15 protein-coding genes and 1 other RNA gene are annotated in these 18,857 nt (G+C 71.9%); 4 read left to right on the top strand and 12 right to left on the bottom strand.

Going from position 1 to position 18,857, the window contains the following annotated elements:
- Positions 1-2: 2 nt before the first annotated feature.
- The 3 genes from ACO0E0_RS07245 to ACO0E0_RS07235 all read right to left on the bottom strand — a co-directional run bounded on the left by ACO0E0_RS07245 (position 3) and on the right by ACO0E0_RS07235 (position 6,492).
- A complete protein-coding gene (locus ACO0E0_RS07245) occupies positions 3-1,586 on the bottom strand; it encodes a glycosyltransferase family 2 protein (protein ID WP_422870727.1) in 1,584 nt (527 codons plus the stop codon).
- Positions 1,587-2,092: 506 nt separating this feature from the next.
- A complete protein-coding gene (locus tag ACO0E0_RS07240; RefSeq protein ID WP_422870726.1) occupies positions 2,093-5,125 on the bottom strand; it encodes a bifunctional [glutamine synthetase] adenylyltransferase/[glutamine synthetase]-adenylyl-L-tyrosine phosphorylase in 3,033 nt (1,010 codons plus the stop codon).
- A gap of 29 nt (positions 5,126-5,154) precedes the next feature.
- Positions 5,155-6,492, bottom strand: coding sequence for a glutamine synthetase family protein (locus ACO0E0_RS07235; RefSeq protein ID WP_422870725.1), 1,338 nt, complete (start codon positions 6,490-6,492; stop codon positions 5,155-5,157).
- A gap of 59 nt (positions 6,493-6,551) precedes the next feature.
- Here ACO0E0_RS07235 and ACO0E0_RS07230 point away from each other — a divergent pair, with 59 nt between their 5' ends.
- The gene (locus tag ACO0E0_RS07230; RefSeq protein WP_422870724.1) at positions 6,552-8,312 is read left to right on the top strand and encodes an NAD+ synthase; all 1,761 of its coding nucleotides are present in this window, start codon (positions 6,552-6,554) and stop codon (positions 8,310-8,312) included.
- A 75-nt stretch (positions 8,313-8,387) separates the two neighbouring features.
- Here ACO0E0_RS07230 and ACO0E0_RS07225 read toward each other — a convergent pair whose 3' ends face one another.
- Entirely contained in the window at positions 8,388-8,564 is a 177-nt protein-coding gene (locus ACO0E0_RS07225) for an SPOR domain-containing protein (protein ID WP_422870723.1), read from the bottom strand.
- Between the two features lie 70 nt (positions 8,565-8,634).
- Between ACO0E0_RS07225 and map the strand changes: the two genes are divergently transcribed.
- Together map and ppgK are read left to right on the top strand one after the other, a co-directional pair.
- On the top strand, positions 8,635-9,498 hold the full coding sequence (gene map / locus ACO0E0_RS07220) for a type I methionyl aminopeptidase (RefSeq protein ID WP_422870722.1): 864 nt from the start codon (positions 8,635-8,637) through the stop codon (positions 9,496-9,498).
- A gap of 42 nt (positions 9,499-9,540) precedes the next feature.
- Positions 9,541-10,293 (top strand): polyphosphate--glucose phosphotransferase, encoded by a 753-nt coding sequence (gene ppgK, locus ACO0E0_RS07215; RefSeq protein WP_422870721.1) that lies wholly within the window; start codon positions 9,541-9,543, stop codon positions 10,291-10,293.
- A 74-nt stretch (positions 10,294-10,367) separates the two neighbouring features.
- Here the strand turns inward: ppgK and rnpB are convergent.
- The 7 genes from rnpB to ACO0E0_RS07180 all read right to left on the bottom strand — a co-directional run bounded on the left by rnpB (position 10,368) and on the right by ACO0E0_RS07180 (position 16,582).
- An RNA gene (rnpB, locus tag ACO0E0_RS07210) (RNase P RNA component class A) lies at positions 10,368-10,732 on the bottom strand.
- Between the two features lie 34 nt (positions 10,733-10,766).
- Positions 10,767-11,501, bottom strand: coding sequence for a zinc ribbon domain-containing protein (locus tag ACO0E0_RS07205; RefSeq protein ID WP_422870720.1), 735 nt, complete (start codon positions 11,499-11,501; stop codon positions 10,767-10,769).
- Positions 11,498-12,343 carry a Nif3-like dinuclear metal center hexameric protein gene (locus tag ACO0E0_RS07200; protein WP_422870719.1) on the bottom strand — a complete coding sequence of 282 codons (846 nt, stop codon included), beginning with the start codon at positions 12,341-12,343 and terminating at the stop codon, positions 11,498-11,500. Before ACO0E0_RS07200 ends, ACO0E0_RS07205 begins: the two co-directional genes overlap by 4 nt.
- A 67-nt stretch (positions 12,344-12,410) precedes the next feature.
- Entirely contained in the window at positions 12,411-13,412 is a 1,002-nt protein-coding gene (locus ACO0E0_RS07195; protein ID WP_422870718.1) for a hypothetical protein, read from the bottom strand.
- 139 nt (positions 13,413-13,551) lie between these two features.
- Entirely contained in the window at positions 13,552-14,148 is a 597-nt protein-coding gene (locus tag ACO0E0_RS07190) for an RBBP9/YdeN family alpha/beta hydrolase (protein ID WP_422870717.1), read from the bottom strand.
- Positions 14,145-15,098 (bottom strand): helix-turn-helix transcriptional regulator, encoded by a 954-nt coding sequence (locus tag ACO0E0_RS07185; protein WP_422870716.1) that lies wholly within the window; start codon positions 15,096-15,098, stop codon positions 14,145-14,147. Before ACO0E0_RS07185 ends, ACO0E0_RS07190 begins: the two co-directional genes overlap by 4 nt.
- Before the next feature lie 155 nt (positions 15,099-15,253).
- A complete protein-coding gene (locus ACO0E0_RS07180; protein WP_422870715.1) occupies positions 15,254-16,582 on the bottom strand; it encodes a glycoside hydrolase family 125 protein in 1,329 nt (442 codons plus the stop codon).
- Between the two features lie 78 nt (positions 16,583-16,660).
- Here ACO0E0_RS07180 and ACO0E0_RS07175 point away from each other — a divergent pair, with 78 nt between their 5' ends.
- A complete protein-coding gene (locus ACO0E0_RS07175) occupies positions 16,661-17,638 on the top strand; it encodes an acetylxylan esterase (RefSeq protein ID WP_422870714.1) in 978 nt (325 codons plus the stop codon).
- A gap of 16 nt (positions 17,639-17,654) precedes the next feature.
- Here the strand turns inward: ACO0E0_RS07175 and ACO0E0_RS07170 are convergent, their stop codons facing one another.
- Positions 17,655-18,854, bottom strand: coding sequence for a multidrug effflux MFS transporter (locus tag ACO0E0_RS07170; protein WP_422870713.1), 1,200 nt, complete (start codon positions 18,852-18,854; stop codon positions 17,655-17,657).
- Positions 18,855-18,857 lie beyond the last annotated feature (3 nt).

Raw genomic sequence — 18,857 nt, 5'->3', positions numbered from 1 at the left:
GACTAGACAATGGTGAGTGCCTCCAGGACGAGGATCGCCGCACCGATGAGGTACGGGATCACCGCGTAGGGGTTGACGCGCTTGGCCGGTGTCACGGCGGCCTTCCGCGCGATGCGGGCTTCGCGGGTGGTCTCGCGACGTGTGGCGAGCGCCGTGGCGGTGGATCGGGTGGTGACGTCCGCGTCCGCGGACACGGCCGGGCGCGGTGCCGCGAACCCGAACATCGCGTCGAACTCGTCGTCGACGGCGGGCTGACGCACCTCGTCGATCCGGTCGATCGGACTGACCGGTGTCTGGTCCATCCCGGGGACCGGCGAGGCCGGTCCGGACTCCATCGGGCCACCGGCGTAGGCGCCGGCCCGGGTCCCCCAGCCGCTCGCGTGGGCGAGCCGGAAGAAGCCCAGCAGCCGGATCGGCATCAGGAAGAAGGTGGAGACGATGATGAACATCGGGAGCCGGAAGAAGTCCGACGGCTTCTCGGCGAGGTGCCGCATCTGCCGGATCGCCATGCTCAGCACACTCGAGACCACCATCAGCGCGGCGACGTAGACGAACCCCGTCGAGAACCCGTACTGCTGGAGGATGCCCTGGTACAGGTTCTCGCCCTGCCCGGTGAACGCGCGGTAGATCCACCCCGCGATGACGCCGAAGAGCATGAACGGCAGGATGATGTCGGTGAGGAAGAACGCCGCGAGGACCGGGGCGTGCCCGAGCATCCACGGCAGCATCCGGAGCGTGTTGTACTGCGAACCGCGGGCCCACCGGAGCTGCTGCTTGAACAGCTTCTTCACCTGCAGGGGCGCGTCCGTGTAGACGAGCGACGTGTACTGGTAGACGGTCCGGTAGCCCTCCTTCAACGTCAGGTTGGTGAGCGTCCGGTCGTCGGAGACCTCGAGGAACACGCCCATGAACTTCTCCGTCATGAACTTGTCCATGACCCGGGCGAGGATGTTCCGCCGGAACGCGATCGTCCGGCCGGGCAGGCACCCGATCTGCCCGAGCACGCTCTGCGCCGGCATCGAGTAGAGGGCCCGGGAGTTCTCGAGCCAGTCCGCCCACCGGGTGATCCAGCTGCGCTCGGGCTCGAGGATCCGCTGGCGGGTGGTGACACCGCCGACGGACTCGTCCGCGAACGGCTTGACGAGCTCCTCGAGCGTGCCCGACGTCCAGACCGTGTCGGAGTCGACGAGGATCGTGATGTCGCCTGTCGACATCTCGGTCCCGATCGCCACGGCGTTGCGCTTGCCGGGGATCGGGGTGTGGGTCCAGGTGACGAGCGGCGCGAACTCCTCGCACACCTCGACGAGGCCCTCGTTCGGCTTCCCGTTGATGACCACGATGATCTCGCCGGGACGCTGCTCGACCATGCGGCCGATGACGTCGCGGAACAGGTCGAGGGGTTCGTCGACGACCGGCACGACGACGCTCGTCGTGCCGGTGTAGGTCCCGGTGAACGGGCGGTAGCGGGCGGAGAGGACGACCTTGGCGATCCAGAGCACCCAGATGATCGCCGAGTACACGGCGAACAGGTAGAACTCCGGGTGACCGTCGACCATCTGTCGGATCTGGAGGATGAAAGTGAACATCGATCCCTGCTTCAACGTTCGAGGGGGAGATTTCGCACCATCGGGAAATCGGGGTCGGTTCGGGTGCCTCCATTTGACCCGGCGGGTGCGACATCCCGCAACGCGGCCCGCACACGGGGGTGTTACCAACGCGTTACGGGGTACATGTCAGTCCACCGTTCTGTCCACATCGGTTGTCCACCGTGGTGCTGACGGCAGATCGGAGGACACGCCGGGAGCCGGTCCCGGACTCAGACCGACGCGACCGGAGGGTCCCCTCAGGCTCGAGCCATCCCGAAAACCCCTGGTCAGGCGGCGTTCCGGCGTTGCCATGCGCCCCGTTCGGGGGTGGAATCCTGCGCGGTGGCCGTCATCGAGGTCGGAACCTGCCCACAGTGCCGGACGCACGATGAGCAGGGGTACAGGTCCCGCCGGAACGGGGGACGGTTCCCGACACGAGGATTTAACCTCGGGAGCCTCGCCGCCCGCCACCCGAAATTGACATCCCGGGCGTGTCGGACGGGTCCTCAGGGTGTCGGCTGGTCGTCCGGCCGCCCGTAGAACTCCCGCTCGAACACCTGCCGCGCCCGTCGTGTGGTGGCGAGGTAGTCCTGCTCGAGCTCGGACGCCGACCCCGGCGGGTACTCGAGCAACCGTGCCACCCCGTCGAGCTGGGAACGATCCGACGGCAGGACGTCGGTCGTCCGGCCGGACCACAGGACGAGCGCGCTCCTCGCCCGCGACGCCAACAGCCACGCCGCCTCCAGCCGCTCGGCGTCCACCGGCAGCACCAGCCCGGCGGTCGCGGCCGCCCGGAGCGCCGAGAGCGTCGCCGTGGTGCGGAGACCCGGCACGTCCAGCGCGTGCCGGAGCTGGAGGAGCTGGACGAACCACTCGACGTCGCTCAGTGACCCGCGGCCGAGCTTGAGGTGCCGTGCCGGGTCGGCGCCGCGCGGCAGCCGCTCGGACTCCACCCGGGCCTTGATCCGCTTCACCTCGCGGACCTCCTGCGCGCCGATCCGTTCCGGGTACCGGGTGAGGTCGGCGAGGTGCTCGAAGTTCCGGAGCAGCCGCTCGTCACCGACGGCGCCACGAGCCCGGAGGAGCGCCTGCGCCTCCCACGTCAGCGACCACCGCGCGTAGTACGCCGCGTACGACTCGAGCGTGCGCACCGGCGTGCCGTTCTTCCCCTCCGGCCGCAGGTCGATGTCGAGGTCGAAGGGGAACAGCGCGTCCTCGGTGAAGCGGTTGATGCGCGTCACGATGCGCGCGGCGGCCTGTGCGGCGACCTGCCGGTCCCACCCGTCGGCCCGGTAGACGTAGAGGATGTCGGCGTCCGACCCGAACCCGAGCTCCCGTCCGCCGAACCGGCCCATCGCCACGATCCCGAACTCGAACGGGGCGGGCGAGGCGTCGACCACGGCCGGGACCGGGTCCGGAGTGCCCCGACGGGCCAGGGCGAGCGCGCCGGTGAGCATCGCCTCGGACACGTCGGTGAGCGCGGTGCCGAGGTCGGTCACCCGGATCCGGCCGATCACCGCCGTGATGCCGAGCCGGAGCGTCTCGCGTCGGCGGGCCGCGCGCAGGGTCGCCGCCGCCGCGTCGTCGTCGTCGCGGTGCCGCGCAAGCGTCGCGGCGACCTCGGCGAGGAGCGAGGCGGACGATCGCGGCCGGAGGGCCTCCGGGTCGTCGAGCCACCGCGCCGCCTCCGGGATGCGCTCGAGCAGCCCGGACAGGAACGCCGATTCCGACAGCACCGTCATGAGGCTGTGCGCGGCGCCGGAGGAGTCCCGGAGCATCCGCAGGAACCAGTTGGACTCGCCGAGGGAGTCGCTGAGTCGTCGGAACGCGAGCAGCGCCCGGTCGGGGGCCGGTCCCTCCGCCATCCACCGGAGGAGCACGGGCAGGAGGGTCCGCTGGATCGTGGCACGCCGGGACACGCCCTGGGTCAGCGCCCGGATGTGGTCGAGCGCGCCGTCCGGGTCGAGGAACCCGACGCCGGCGAGGCGATCGCGCACCTGGTCGCTCGTCAGCACGATGCCGTCCTCGGTCGTGGACGCCACGGCGGAGAGGAGCGGGCGGTAGAACAGCCGCTCGTGGAGCCCGCGCACCTCGAGCTTCACGGCGCGCCACCGTTCGACGAGGGAGGCGGCACCGACCGCGAGGCCGCTCGACCGTGCCAGGATCCGCAGGTCCTCCTCGTCGGAGGGCATCAGGTGCGTCCGCTGGAGCCGCCGCAGCTGGATGCGGTGTTCGAGCACGCGGAGCAGCGCGTAGTCCGGGCCGAACCGCGCGGCCTCGGGACGACCGACGTACCCGGCCTCGGTGAGCGCCGCCATCGCGTCGAGCGTCGCGCGCTGCCGCACGGTGTCGTCGGTCCGGCCGTGCACGAGCTGCAGGAGCTGGACGGTGAACTCGACGTCGCGGAGTCCGCCCGGACCGAGCTTCAGCTGCCGATCGACCTCGTCGTCCGGGATGTGGTGGGTGACCCGCTCCCGCATGTGCTGCACCGACTCGACGAACCCCGGGGATGCCGACGACCGCCAGACGAACGGTGCGACGGCCTCGACGTAGCGCTCCCCCAGCTCGACGGAGCCCGCGATCGCCCGCGCCTTGAGGAGCGCCTGGAACTCCCACTGCCGCGCCCACCGGCCGTAGTACGCCAGGTGCGAGTCGAGGGTGCGGACGAGCGCCCCGTCCTTGCCCTCCGGCCGGAGGTTCGCGTCGACCTCCCACAGGGCGGGTTCGACGGCGAGGTCGGTGATCGCGTGCGTCGCCGCGATGGCCAGTCGCGTCGCGATGAGGACCGCCCGGTCCGTGCCGATCGCGGGCGTGCCCGCGGCGTCGTCGGCCGCGACCGGCTCGGTCACGAAGATGACGTCGACGTCGCTGACGTAGTTGAGCTCCCGCGCGCCGGCCTTGCCCATCGCGATGACCGCGAGCGGGGTCGCCCGGACCTCCGCCGCGGGGAACGGGACCTCGCGTCGCGCGATGTCGACCGCGACGTCGAGCGCCGCCCCGGCGAGGTCGGCGAGCCCCCTGGCGACGGCCGGGAACGCCGCGGTCGCGGACAGGCTCAGGACGTCGAACAACGCGATCTGCGCCAGGTGGCGGCGGTACCGGACCCGCAACCGGAGTCGCGCCTCCTCTCCGGTCCCGCCGTCCACCGCGGCCGCCAGGGAGTCGCGGTACGCGTCCTGGGTCCACGGTGCGATGACCGGCTCGAGGAGGAGCGTCAGCTCGGCGGGGCGTCGGTGGAGGAAGTCCGCGAGACCGACCGACGCGCCCGTCAGCCGCACGAGCCGCTCGGTCGCCGCGTCGTCCGCGAGGATCGCGTGCATCGCGCCGGGCGCGACCTCGAGGAGCCGGTCGACCGCACGGAGCGCCCCGTCCGGGTCGGCGGTCTGGCCCCAGAGCTCCGGCCACTCGACGACCCGGAACGGAGCCGCGAGGTCGGTCCGCGCCTGGAGTGCCGCGATCCGGTCCCGGCTCTCCGACAGGTCGGCGAAACCGAGCCGGGCGAGCACGCTCCTCGACGCCGTCGTCGTGGTGTCGCTCATGTCATCCGTCCGATGGGGGCCCGGAGGCCTCAGAGCATCCCGAGGTTCGTGTCCAGCTCGAACGGCGTGACCTGGTCGCGGTACGCCTTCCACTCCTGCCGCTTGTTGAGCAGCACGAAGTTGTACACCTGCTCCCCGAGCGTCTCCGCGACGAGCTCGGAGTCCTCCATCAGGCTGAGCGCGTGGTCGAGGCTCGCGGGGAGCTGGCTGTACCCGAGGGCACGGCGCTCTGCGTCGGTGAGGCTCCAGACGTTGTCCTCGGCCTCGGCCGGGAGCTCGTAGCCCTCCTCGATGCCCTTGAGGCCGGCCGCGAGGAGCAACGAGAACGCCAGGTACGGGTTCGCAGCGGAGTCGATGGCGCGGTACTCGACGCGGCTCGACTGGCCCTTGTTCGGCTTGTACAACGGGACACGTACGAGCGCCGATCGGTTGTTGTGCCCCCACGTCACGAACGAGGGGGCTTCGTCGCCGCCCCAGAGCCGCTTGTAGGAGTTCACGAACTGGTTCGTGACGGCGGTGATCTCAGGCGCGTGCCTGAGGAGCCCCGCGATGAACTGGCGCCCCATCGTCGAGAGCTGGTACTCGGCACCGGGTTCGTAGAAGGCGTTCTGGTCGCCCTCGAACAGGGACAGGTGCGTGTGCATCCCGGAACCGGGCTGGCCGGAGATCGGCTTCGGCATGAACGTCGCGTAGACGCCCTGCTCGATGGCGACCTCCTTCACCACGGTGCGGAAGGTCATGATGTTGTCGGCCGTCGTCAGGGCGTCGGCGTAGCGCAGGTCGATCTCGTTCTGCCCGGGGCCGGCCTCGTGGTGGCTGAACTCCACGGAGATGCCGAGGTCCTCGAGCATCCGGACGGACCGACGACGGAAGTCGTGCGCGCTCCCGCCCGGGACGTTGTCGAAGTACCCCGCGCTGTCCACCGGGTCCGGCTTGCCGTGCTTGAGGTTCCGCGAGTTCAGCAGGTAGAACTCGACCTCGGGGTGGGTGTAGAACGTGAACCCGCGCTCCCCGGCCCGGGCGAGCGTCCGCTTGAGTACGTTGCGGGGGTCGGCGACGGCGGGCTGGCCGTCCGGCGTCGTGATGTCGCAGAACATCCGGGCGGTGGGGTCGACCTCGCCGCGCCAGGGCAGGATCTGGAACGTGGAGGGGTCCGGGTGCGCGAGCACGTCGGCCTCGTAGGAGCGGGTCAGGCCCTCGATCGCGGAGCCGTCGAACCCGATGCCCTCGGCGAAGGCGCCTTCGACCTCGGCGGGAGCGATCGCCACGGACTTGAGCGTGCCGATGACGTCCGTGAACCAGAGTCGGATGAACTTGATGCCGCGCTCCTCGATGGTGCGGAGCACGAAGTCCGTCTGCTTGTCCATCAACGCCCTCTCCCACAGCACGCGGGACGCTCCCCGCGGTCCTCACTAGGGTAGTGGTCATGCCCCGACTCCGCTTGGCGCTCGCCCAGACCAACCCCGTCGTCGGGGCCTTCGCACGCAACGCGGACGGCATCCTCGCCGCGACCAGGGACGCGGCGGCGCAGGGCGCCGACCTCGTCGCCGCCGGCGAGATGGCGATCTCCGGCTACCCCATCGAGGACCTCGCGTCCCGGCCGTCGTTCCTCCGTGCCGCACGGGAGGCCGTGGAGACCCTCGCACGTCGCCTCGAGGAAGCAGGCCTCGGCCACGTCCCCGTCGTGGTCGGCCACCCGGACGGACCCTTCGAGCCGCGTGCCGTCGACGTCTCGACGGCGCCGACCGCGATCGCGAAGAACTGCGCGAGCATCCTGCAGCACGGCCGCGTCGTCGCGACGACGGCCAAGTACCACCTGCCGAACTACTCCGTGTTCGACGAGTACCGGGTGTTCATCCCCGGCGACGACCTCCTGGTCGCACGCATCGCGGACGTCGACGTGGCGATCATCATCTGCGAGGACCTCTGGCGCGACGGTGGCCCGGTCGCCCGCGTGCTCGACGCCGACGCGGGGCTGCTCCTCGTCGTGAACGCGTCCCCGTGGGTGGCCGACAAGGACGAGGTCCGACTCCCCCTCGTCACCCGCCGGGCCACCGAGTCGGACACCGTCGTCGCGTACGTCAACATCGTCGGCGGCCAGGACGACCTGGTCTTCGACGGCGACAGTGTCGTCGTCGACGAGCACGGCACGATCCTCGCCAGGGCACCGCGGTTCGAGGAGCACCTGCTCGTCGTCGACGTCGAGCCCGCGGCCGCGACCGATCCGGTGGTGACGGAGGACGTCCAGCGCGTCAGCCTCGACGCCCCGGACACCACCGCGGGTGACCGGGGACCCGGCGACCGTCCGGCGCGTCCCGCCGACATCGCCGTGGAGACCGAGGACCTCCGGCAGATCTGGGACGCGCTCGTCCTCGGGACGCGCGACTACGTCCGGAAGAACGGGTTCCGCTCGGTCATCCTCGGGCTCTCCGGCGGCATCGACTCCGCGGTGTGTGCCGCGATCGCCGTCGACGCCATCGGCCCGGACAGCGTGTTCGGCGTCTCGATGCCGTCGCAGTGGTCCTCGGACCACTCGCGCTCCGACGCCGACGACGTCGCCGAGCGCCTCGGCGTCCAGTACCGGACCGAGGCGATCGTCGACCTCGTGCGGCCGTACGAGGACCAGCTGCACCTCACCGGGCTCGCGGCGGAGAACATCCAGGCCCGCGCCCGCGCACTCGTCCTGATGGGGCTGTCGAACCTCGACGGACACCTCGTGCTCACCACCGGCAACAAGACCGAGCTGAGCGTCGGCTACTCGACGATCTACGGCGACTCGGTCGGCGGGTTCGCCCCGATCAAGGACGTCCCGAAGACCATGGTGTGGGACCTCGCCCGCTGGCGGAACGCGCACGCGGCGAGCCTCGGGCAGACCGAGCCGATCCCGGAGAACTCGATCTCGAAGCCGCCGTCGGCGGAGCTCCGCCCCGACCAGAAGGACGAGGACTCGCTGCCGCCGTACCCGGTGCTCGACGCGATCCTCGACCGCTACATCACCAAGGCGCAGGGTGCGGCGGACATCGTCGCGGACGGGTTCGACGCCGACACCGTCGCCGAGATCACGAAGCTCGTCGACCGCTCGGAGTGGAAGCGCCGGCAGGGTGCGATCGGCCCGAAGATCTCCGGCATGGCCTTCGGCCGCGACCGCCGCCTGCCGATCACGTACCGGCCCGAGTCCTTCGAGTAGGCCACCGACGGACGGGAGGGACGGTGCATGCCCGCACCGTCCCTCCACTCCGTCATCTGGTCGCGTCAGCGATCGTCAGGATTCTGCGTCCCACTGCTCGTTGTTCTTCGCGATGCGGTCGAGGGCGTGCTCGGCCTCCTCGCGCGTCGCGAACGGACCGATCCGGTCGCGCTGCGGGGACTGCGGGCCCTGCTCGGCCTGGCCGGTCTTGTCGTTGAACCACCACTGGGACTCGATGCGCTCGTCACTCATGCGCCAGAGCGTACCCATAGCGGACGGACCGCGACCGAGCCGCCCCGTCGCGCTGGCTAGACTCGTCACCATGCCCCGGGACGAACACGGACACCTGACCGCCGGCCGGATCTCCCCCCTCCGCCAGGTCCCGCAGGGCATCGCGCGGCCGGAGTACGTCGGCCGGGTCGAACCACACGAGCACGGCCTCGGCGACACGTACACCCCCGACGAGGTCGAGCGGATCCGCACGGCGGGCCGGATCGCGTCCCAGGCGATCGACGCCGTCGCCGCCGCGATCGTCCCCGGGGTCACCACCGACGAGCTCGACCGGATCGGCCACGAGTTCATCGTCGGCCACGGTGCCTACCCGTCGACGCTCGGCTACCGCGGGTACCCGAAGTCGCTCTGCGCGAGCGTCAACGAGGTCATCTGTCATGGCATCCCCGACGACACCGTGCTCGAGGACGGCGACATCGTCAACATCGACGTCACCGCCTACAAGGACGGCATGCACGGCGACACGAACCGCACGTTCATCGTCGGGAGCGCGTCCCAGGAGGTCCAGGACCTCGTGACACGCACCGAGGAGGCCATGCACCGCGGCATCCGCGCCGTCGCCCCCGGTCGCCAGGTCAACGTCATCGGCCGGGCCATCGAGTCCTACGCGAAGCGCTTCGGCTACGGCGTCGTCCGCGACTACACCGGCCACGGCGTCGGTCGTGCCTTCCACTCGGGGCTCATCATCCCCCACCACGACGCCCCGCAGTACGACACCGTGATCGAGACCGGCATGGTGTTCACCATCGAACCGATGCTCACCCTCGGCGGCATCGCAGCGGACATCTGGGCGGACGACTGGACCGTCTCCACCCGCGACAAGTCCGTCACCGCGCAGTTCGAGCACACCATGCTCGTCACCGAGCGCGGTGTCGAGCTCCTCACCGTCTCCTGACCCCCTCCCCTCCCAGCTGGACCTCCCGGAAGGCAACACACCATGGCATCTCTCGCGGTCGGCGTCGACATCGGCGGCACGGGCATCAAGGGGGCGATCGTCGACACCGAGTCCGGCGAGCTGACCACCGATCGGATCAAGAAGGCGACCCCGGACGGCGGCAAGCCGCACGACATCGTCGCCGTCGTCGTCGAGATCGTCAACGAGCTCGGCGTCGACGCGGATGCCCCGGTGGGCGTCTGCTTCCCCGCGGTCGTGCAGCAGGGCCGGACGATGTCCGCGGCGAACGTGTCGAAGAAGTGGATCGGCTTCGAGGCCGAAGCACTGTTCGAGAAGGAGCTCGGCCGGCAGATCCACTTCGTCAACGACGCGGATGCCGCCGGGTTCGCCGAGCAGCAGTTCGGGGCGGCCAAGGGCGTCGACGGGCTCGTCATCATGACGACGCTCGGGACCGGCATCGGCACCGCGCTGATCAACGACGGCGTGCTCATCGTCAACGCCGAGCTCGGACACATCGAGATCGACGGCGTCGACTACGAGACGAAGGCCTCCTACGCCGCCAAGGAGCGCGACGACCTGTCCTGGAAGCACTGGGCGAAGCGCCTGCAGAAGTACTACTCGCACCTCGAGGCGTACCTCTCCCCCGAGCTCTTCGTGGTCGGCGGTGGCATCTCGAAGCACCACGAGGAATTCCTGCCGCTCCTCGACCTGCACGCGAAGATCATCCCCGCGACGCTCCGCAACAACGCCGGCATCATCGGCGCGGCGGCGCTCGCCTCGGGGTCCAAGGCCTGACGCCGAGGGAACCCGGCGGCGGCGCCCCGCGTGCGGACCCCGCGGATGCGGACCCCGCGGATGCGGGGTTCGTGCAGACGGGCCGGCCGTACGCCGGGTTCTGTCCCGCCGCTCTCGCGGCGGTGACGGCCATCTATCTCGGACCGACGTCGCCGTCGGCCTCCAGCGGTCCACCCGAGGACTCAGCGAGCAGCTTCGACGTCCTCTGTCTGACCTTGCTCCGGGCGAGGTTTACCGAGCGGATCCGGTCACCCGGACCCCTGGTGGTCTCTTACACCACCGTTTCACCCTTACCGCCGAGTTGCCCCGACGGCGGTCTGTTCTCTGTGGCACTGTCTCGCGGGTTGCCCCGGGTGGGTGTTGCCCACCGCCCTGCTCTGCGGAGCCCGGACGTTCCTCGGCACCTCCGGAGAGGTGACGCGACCGCCTCACCGACCCGTCTGCAGAGAGCAGCCTACCGGCTGGCGGGACCGCTACAGCCCGGACTCGTCCGTGCGGACCAGGATCGCCTCGCTGTCGGGGCACAGGAGGACGTCGTCCGGCGCGGACGCACGGACCGCGGCGAGGTCCGACGAGCCGAGCGCGACCCCGGACGCCAGGGACACCCCACCCTGGAGCAGGCTCGCCCCGAAGCCGTACCGGGCACGCTGCCGTTCGTACAGCGCCAACAGGTCGGCGGGGACGCGGTCGGCGATCGCCGCCCGGTTCGCCTCGATGTGCGCACGGTCCTCGGTCAGCGACGCGATGCCGCTGTCGCGGTTCCTGGCGAGGGTCGCCTGGCGCGCGTCGAGCTCGGCGAGCTGCGTGCCGAGGTCGCCGACGCGGGCACGGAGGGTGTCCATCCGCTCCATGAGTTCGAGCTCGCTGGTCTCGAGGTCCCCGAGGCGACGCTGCAGACTCGACATCTCGCTCTCGAGCCCGGCGACGTCCTTGCTGCTCGAGGCGTGCTGGAGCAGGGTGGTGTCCCGTTCCAGGCGCGCCTGCACGGTGGCGGAGTCCGACTCGAGGCGGGCGAGGTCGCGCTCGGCGTCCTCGACGTCGCCGGTCGCCGAGCCGTACTCGGAACGGACGGCGGCGGTCCGCTGTCCGAGCTCGGCGAGCTCCGCACCCTTCTGCAGCGCGGTGATGCGGTGGGCGATGCGCGTGACGTCGTTGTCGTGGCGCTGGAGGTCGAGGAGGAGGACCTGGTCCTCCGGGGCTGCCTTCATGCGGAGGCTCCTTCGGTGTGGGTGGAGGTCTGGACGGGCAGCACCGCGAAGTCCCACGGGTCGGTCCGGAGGTCGCTCACCGTGACGCGCACACCGGCCGCGGCCCGCAGTTCGGCTGCGGCGACGTCGAGCCACAGCCACTCGGTCGCCCAGTGGGACGTGTCGACGAGCGCCGGCCCGCCGGTGAGCATCGCCTGTTCGCGGAACTCGGACGCCGGGTGGTGCCGGAGGTCGCTCGTCACGTAGACGTCCGCTGCGAGCACCTCGGCGTTCCGGAGCAGCGAGTCGCCCGCGCCCGCGCAGAGTGCGACGGTGCGGATCGGTCGGTCGTGGTCGCCCGACACCCGGACGCCCGAGGCCGTGGCCGGGAGGACGTCGGCGAGGCGTCGTGCCAGGGCGCCGAGCGTGGTCGGTTCGGCGAGCACGCCGACCCGGCCGAGACCGTCCGCGTCGGCGCCGCGTTCGAGGGGGCGCTGCTCGGTGAGCCCGATCGCGTCCGCGAGCACCGCCGACGTGCCGGTGGCGACGACGTCCGCGTTCGTGTGGGCCGCGACGAGCGCACACCCGCCGCGGATCAGCGTCGCCACCACGGCGCCCTTGGCGGTGGACTCGGCGACGGTCGTCACGCCGCGCAACAGCAGCGGGTGGTGCGCGAGGAGCAGGTCGGCGCCGGACGCGACGGCCTCGCGCGCCGTGGCCGGGACGGCATCGACGGCGAGGTGCACGTGCTCCACGACCGCGTCCGGATCGCCCGAGACGAGCCCCACCGAGTCCCACGACTCCGCACCGCCGAGCGGCCAGAGCGTGTCGACGACATCGAGGACCTCACGGAGCGTTGGCACGGACCGAGTCTACCGACGAGCGCCCCGGGGCCGGACCGGCGCCCGACGACGACCGGTCCGCCAGCCGTCAGCGGCGCACCACGCGGAGCAGACGGGCGACGAACCGCGCCCACCAGGACGGCCGCGCGGTGGCGACCGTGGTGGCCGGGGTCTCGTCGACGACGGGACCGAGCGGGAAGACCGTCGGGACCTCGCCGGTGTTCCCGGAGTGCGTGCGGACCGCTTCCTCGAACGCGGCCCGGTGGATCGCGTTCGGGCCGGTCGCGGGCTGCACGAGCGGCGTCGGACGCTGCGGGCCGAGCACGGGCTGCAGGATGCCGTCGGCGTCCGGTGCCGTCCGGAGCGTGGCCGTGATGATCGAGGAGGGGCCCGTCGCGGACGACCCCACGATCGCGGACGTTCCCTCGGTCGCGGACGACCCCACGGTCGCGGACGACCCCACGGTCGCGGTCTGGAGGCGCGGCGCTGCGGCGCGGCGACGCGCCCGGCCCGCGAGTTCGGTGCGTTCCGCGAGCGCGTCGGCCAGGATGTCGGCGAACGCCTCGGCGGCGAACGCGCGCGCGGCGACGACCTCCGGGTCGTCGCTGTCGTCGACCTGCGCCTCCCACGCGGCGAGCCGAGCGAGGTCCGCGTCGCGTCGGTCGAGTTCCTGCGCCATGAAGTCGATGCGTTCGATGGTGGTGCGCCCGCTCGACGCGCCGACCTCGACCGCGAGGTCGCCGAAGGCCAGGGCCATCCGCGCCGGCGGCTCCGGGAACGAGGGGGCGCAGACGGACGCGTGCCGACCGCGGTCGCGTCGGAAGGCCGGGGCATCGTCCGCGGGATGGTCGTCGGTCGGGACGGACAGGTGCTGCTCGACCTCGTCCCCGTGCGGCTCGTCCGCGGGCATCTCGTCCGCGGGCATCTCGTCCCCGGGGACGTCGGGTCGCCGCACCGGCCCGGTGACCGGCGGGACGACCAGGTCCGGCATGTACGGCGAGGTGGTCGCGGGAGCGTCGCGGAGCCACTGCTCGAGCTCACGGCCGAACGGGTCGACGAGGGCCGTGCGCGTGCCTGGCTGCGTGTCCATAGGCGGATGATAAATATCGGGACGGACGATCTGTGGGAGATCCGCGGTGTGTCGCCGGAGTCCGTGTCATGTCGCACCTCGCCACGGCACCCGTCGGCCTGTCCGCTCGGACCGGTTCGTCAGCGCGCGGTGCCCGCCGTCACGACGAGGAGTCCGCCGCCTCGCCGAGGAGCCGGCCGAGCAGGTCGCGTCCCGCGGGCCAGGCGCCGAGGCCGCTGGCGACGTTGACGTGACCGAGGTCGCCGACGTCGACGAACGTCGCTCCGAGCGTCGCCGCGAACCCCCGTGCCCGATCGATCGCGCAGAACGGGTCGTCGGCGCTCGCGACGAGGAGCACCGGGGTCGAGACCGCCGCGTGCGGGGCACCGAACCCCGTCGCGTCGTCCGGGAACGCGGACGCGTCCGGGTCGGGCGGCGCGACGAGCAGTGCGCCCCGAACGGCGTCGTCATGCCCGCCGACGTCGTGCTGCTCGAGCCAGGCCCAGGCCGCGAGGCACCCGAGGCTGTGCGCCACGATGACCGTCGCGCTGCCCGGGGCCGCCGCCGCACTCGCCCGGACGGCGTCGTCGATCGCCGCGACCCAGTCGTCGCGGTCCGGGTGCTCCCACGACGACGGAGCGATCCGGGCCGCCCGGTCCCCCCAACTCCGTTCCCAGAGCGTCTGCCAGTGGGTGTCGCCGGAGTTCCAGATCCCGGGGACGACGACGTAGCGGACGGAGGCGGGTTCCCGGGTCACCGGTGCAGCGTATCGCGGGGGAACTCGCCGAAGCGGGCCGCGTACGACGCCGAGAACCGCCCGAGATGCCCGAAGCCCCACCGCCGTGCGATCGCTGCGACCGTCGTGTCGGACGGGCCGGAGCGTCGCAGGTCCTCCCTGGTGCGGTCGAGCCGGATGCCGCGGAGCACCGCGTTCGGGGCCTCCCCGAGCTGCCGCTGGAACGCCTGTTGGAGCCCGCGGACACTCAGGCCGACCGCGCGCGCGACGTCGGTCGTCGTGATCCCCCGGTCGGCGTTCGCGTGCATGTACTCGACCGCGGCACCGACGCGTCCGGTCCTGCCCCCGGCCGGCGTCGCGGGCGCGAGCACGCGGTGCGGGAAGGTGGCGAGCAGAGTCCGCGCGGTGGCCAGCGACACCTCGGTGAGCAGCACGGGCGTCGGCGCGTCCCGACCGGCGAGGGTCCGCGCGGCGACGGAGACCGCCTCACGCCACCGGACGAGCGCGTCGCCGTCCGGCGTGGCCTGGTGGTCGAACCACAGCGGTCCCGGTTCCGTGCCGGCACGTTCGGCCGCGAGCTCTTCGAGGAAGCGCCGCTCGAAGTGGACGAGGTTCTGCTCGACGTCCGCGAGCGCGAACCCGTAGGGACGCCCGGTGGGGAACATGTGCGGCCGTCCGACGCGCATGCGGACCTCGTCGCGACCGATGTCCAACACGCCGGAACCGCGCGTCAGCCAGTTGACGACGTAGTCGACGTCCGGTTCGATCTCCCCCTCGATCGCAGCGCCGAACCGGGACCCGCGGAGCTGCATCCCACCGCCGCCGATCATCGTGTGCCGGTACGAGAACGCCCCGGTCTCCCGGACCCGGAACCCGCTCCCGCGGTACTCGGCCGCGAACAGGGCGACCGCGTCGTCGGCATCCGACCCGGCCGCCTCGAACCGTTCTCGGGGGTCGTGCTCGCTGCTCATCGGCAGGATCATGACATGTCACGACATCGTGGCCGAAGCCGATCTTGGACGCAGTGCGGAAACCGGCTACCGGTGCACTGCCGGACGGGAGGATCGTGGCCGGACCGCCCCGCGCCTCCCGGCCGACCCGTGGTCCGGTCGGTCCGTCGGGCGGTTCAGTCGGCGGTGACGTCCCAGAGCCGCCGCGTCCCGAGCCCGACGACGTCGAGCGCCAGCTCGGCGTACATCGCGTTCGCCCAGGAGAACCACGGGCGGGTGTACTCCGTCGGGTCGTCCATGTGGAACGACTCGTGCATCGCACCCGTCCCCGCGTCCGTGTCGAGCAGCGTCCGGAGCCGCTCGAGGCGGACGTCGGGGTCGAGGCTCGTGAGCCCCTCCACCGCGATCGCGATCGGCCAGATGTGGTCCGGCGGCGTGTGCGGGCTGCCGACGCCGTGTGCGGCGGTGCCGGCGTACCAGGTCGGGTTCGCCGGGGACAGCACGAAGTCCCGGGTCGCGAGGTACCGGGCGTCATCGGCCGGGATGCCGGCCGTGAGCGGGAGGGACAGCAGGCTCGGCATGTTCGCGTCATCGGTGCGGAGGACGCCGCCGAGACCGTCGACCTCGTAGGCGAGCGTGCCGTCCACGACCCCGTGGCGCTCGACGCCCTCCCGGAGTTCCGCGGCGAGCTCGGACGCCGACTCGGCGAGCGCGTCGTCGCCCCGAACCTCGGTGGCGAGCCGCGCGACACCGTCGAGCACCGCGGCGGCCGTCAGGTTGGCCGGGACGTTGTAGCCGTACACGCAGGCGTCGTCGCTCGGACGGAACCCGCTCCACGTCATGCCGGTCACGCCGACCGGGGCTCCGGCACCGTCCCGGGCCAGCGTGTCCGTCACGGGGACGTCGCGGCGGACGAACCGGTACGCGGAGCGAGCCGCGTGGTCCTGCTCGGTGCGCCACAGGTCGATCACCGTGCGACACGTCGCCGCCCAGTCGTCGTCGAGGTGGTCCGTCCGTCCGGTCGCCCGGGTGAACCGCTCGGCGAGCTGCAGGGGGAACGCGAGGGAGTCGACCTCGTACTTCTCCTCCCAGACCCAGGGGTCGTCGCACAGGTCGGCGTGGTCGTGCGCGGCACCGGACGGCTCGGCGTTGAACGCGTTCGCGTACGGGTCGCTCCGGATCTGCGCGTACTGGCGCCGGAGGACGGCGACGACGAGGGCCTGGAGCGACTCGTCGCCGTCGACGAGCGCGAGGTAGGGAGCGAGCTGCACCGTCGAGTCCCGGAGCCACATCGCGGGGATGTCGCCAGTGAGGACGAAGGCGGTGCCGTCGGGCATCCGCGTGATCGTCGTCCGGAGGGTGTCGTCGAGCGCGCGGACGAGGGTCGCGCCGAACCGCCGGTCGCCGAGGGCGTCGAGGCGCCGGACGGCTTCGTGCACGACGGGGTGGTCGGCGACCGAGACGGGGAACGCGGGGGCGTCGGGGATCGCGTGGTCGTCGGCCATGGTGCTCCCCCGGTGTCGTCCGTCGTCGTGGACGGAGCCACGATACCGTGGTCCGACCGCACCGAGGAAGGCACGCCGTTGTTTACCGATCTCCCCGAGGACCAGCTCCGCTCCTACACCGGGAGTGTCGTCGAACCGCCGGACTTCGACGCCTTCTGGACCGCGACGCTGTCCGCCGCTCGCGCGTTCCCGATCGACGTCCGCCTCGTCCCCGTCGACGCCGGCTTGACGACGCTCAGCGTGTTCGACGTGACCTTCGCCGGTCACGACGGCCAGCCGGTGCGGGCGTGGCTCACCGTCCCCGCGGGTGCCGACGGCCCGTTGCCGGCGGTCGTCGAGTACATCGGCTACAACGGCGGCCGCGGACTCCCGACGGAGCGGCTGTTGTGGGCCTCCGCGGGCTACGCGCACCTGCTCATGGACACGAGGGGCCAGGGCGCCGGGTGGGCGGTCGGCGACACGGCGGACCCGGTCGGCTCGGGCCCCGCGGTCGGCGGGATGATGACCCGCGGCATCGAGTCCCCGGGCACCTACTACCACCGCCGCCTCACGACGGACGCGGTGCGGGCGGTCGACGCCGCACGGGCGATCGACCTCGTCGACGCCGAGCGCGTCGCGGTCCTCGGCGTGAGCCAGGGCGGCGGTCTCGCCATCGCCGTCGCCGGACTCGTCGAGGGGCTCGCGGGCGTGTTCCCGCGCGTGCCGTTCCTCTGCGACTTCCCGCGGGCGGTCGTCGTCACGGACAACGACCCGTACAAGGAGATCGGCCGGTACCTCGCGGTGCACCGTCCCCGGACCGAGCAGGTGCTCGCCACGCTCGCCTACTTCGACGGCGTCGTGCACGCCCGGCGGGCCACCGCGCCGGCGTGGTTCTCCACCGCCCTGATGGACCCGATCTGCCCGCCGTCGACGGTCTTCGCGGCGTACAACGCCTACGCGGGACCGAAGGAGATCACCGTGTACCCGTTCAACGGCCACGAGGGCGGCGGCCAGCACGAGGACGCGGCGACCCTGCCGGTGCTCGCGGAGCTGCTGCGCGGCGGACGCACGTCGTAGCGGGCCCCCGCGCCGCTCACCCGGCCCGGTGCCGGGCCCACAGCTGGGACGCGAGACCGAGTCCGATGAACCCGAGCATCACCACGCCCATCGCGACCGCCGTCCCGCCGAGCACCCCGGCGAGGGGCGTCCCGAGCCCGCCGAGCCCGAACGTCAGGCCGCCCTGCAGCGCCGCGGCCGTCCCCGGCACCGCCCGGCCGATGGCCTGCGTCCGCGTCGCCGCTGCGGGGAGCACGAAGCCCCACCCGGCCGTCACGAGCGACAGCGACGGCCACACCACCGCCGCCCCGAGCCCGGCCACCGCCCCGACGAACACCCCCGCCGCCCCGATGGTCCCGGCGAGCAGGCCGATGACGAGCAACCGGTCCTCGTCGACCCGCCCGACGATCCGCCGGAACACGAGGGTCGTGACGATCATCATCGTCGCGTTCGTCGCGAACACGATCGTGTACAGCCCCTCGCTGAAGCCGAACTGCTCCTGGAACACGAAGGAACTCGTCGCGATGTAGCCGAAGAACCCGATCGTCGAGAGGCACCCCGTCACGAGGTACCACCGGAACCGCGGGATGCGGAGCAGCGACTCCATCCGGCGGAGGTTGGCGCCGATGCCGACCCCGCCGCGTCGGTCGTGCGGGAGTGTCTCGGGGAACCGGAGGAGCACCGTGACGAAGAGCACCGCCCCGAACGCGGCCAGGACGACGAACATGAGCCGCCACGTGCCGACGGTGAGGAGCGCTCCGCCCGCGAGTGGCGCGACGACGGGCCCGACGGCGTTGATGGCGGCGAGCGTGCCGAAGACCCGTGCGAGCACGGTCGGTCCTGCCACGTCGGTCACCATCGCCCGTCCGGCGACCGTGCCCATCGCCCCGGCGAGCCCCTCGAGCACCCGCGCGACGAGGAACGTGCCGATGTCCGGCGACAGCGCACAGACCACCGAGGCGAGCGCGAACACGGCGGTGCCGACGAGGAGCATCCGCCGCCGTCCGATGCCGTCGCTGATCGGCCCGGCGAGGACCTGGCCGACCGCGAACGCGACGAGGAACGCCGTCAGGGAGAGCTGCACCGTGCCGGTGGTCGTGTGTAGTTCGCGAGCGATCGCCGGCAGGGCCGGGATGTACATGTCCGTGGCGAACGGCGACACCCCGACGATGAGCGCGAGGGGGAGGATCGGTGGGAGCCTCGCGACGATCCGCTCCCCCGTCGTCCTCGCCGTCATGCG

This window comes from Curtobacterium phyllosphaerae, from assembly GCF_049341865.1.
Classification (GTDB): Bacteria; Actinomycetota; Actinomycetes; order Actinomycetales; family Microbacteriaceae; genus Curtobacterium; species Curtobacterium phyllosphaerae.
This window is presented reverse-complemented; position numbering and strand designations above follow the sequence as displayed.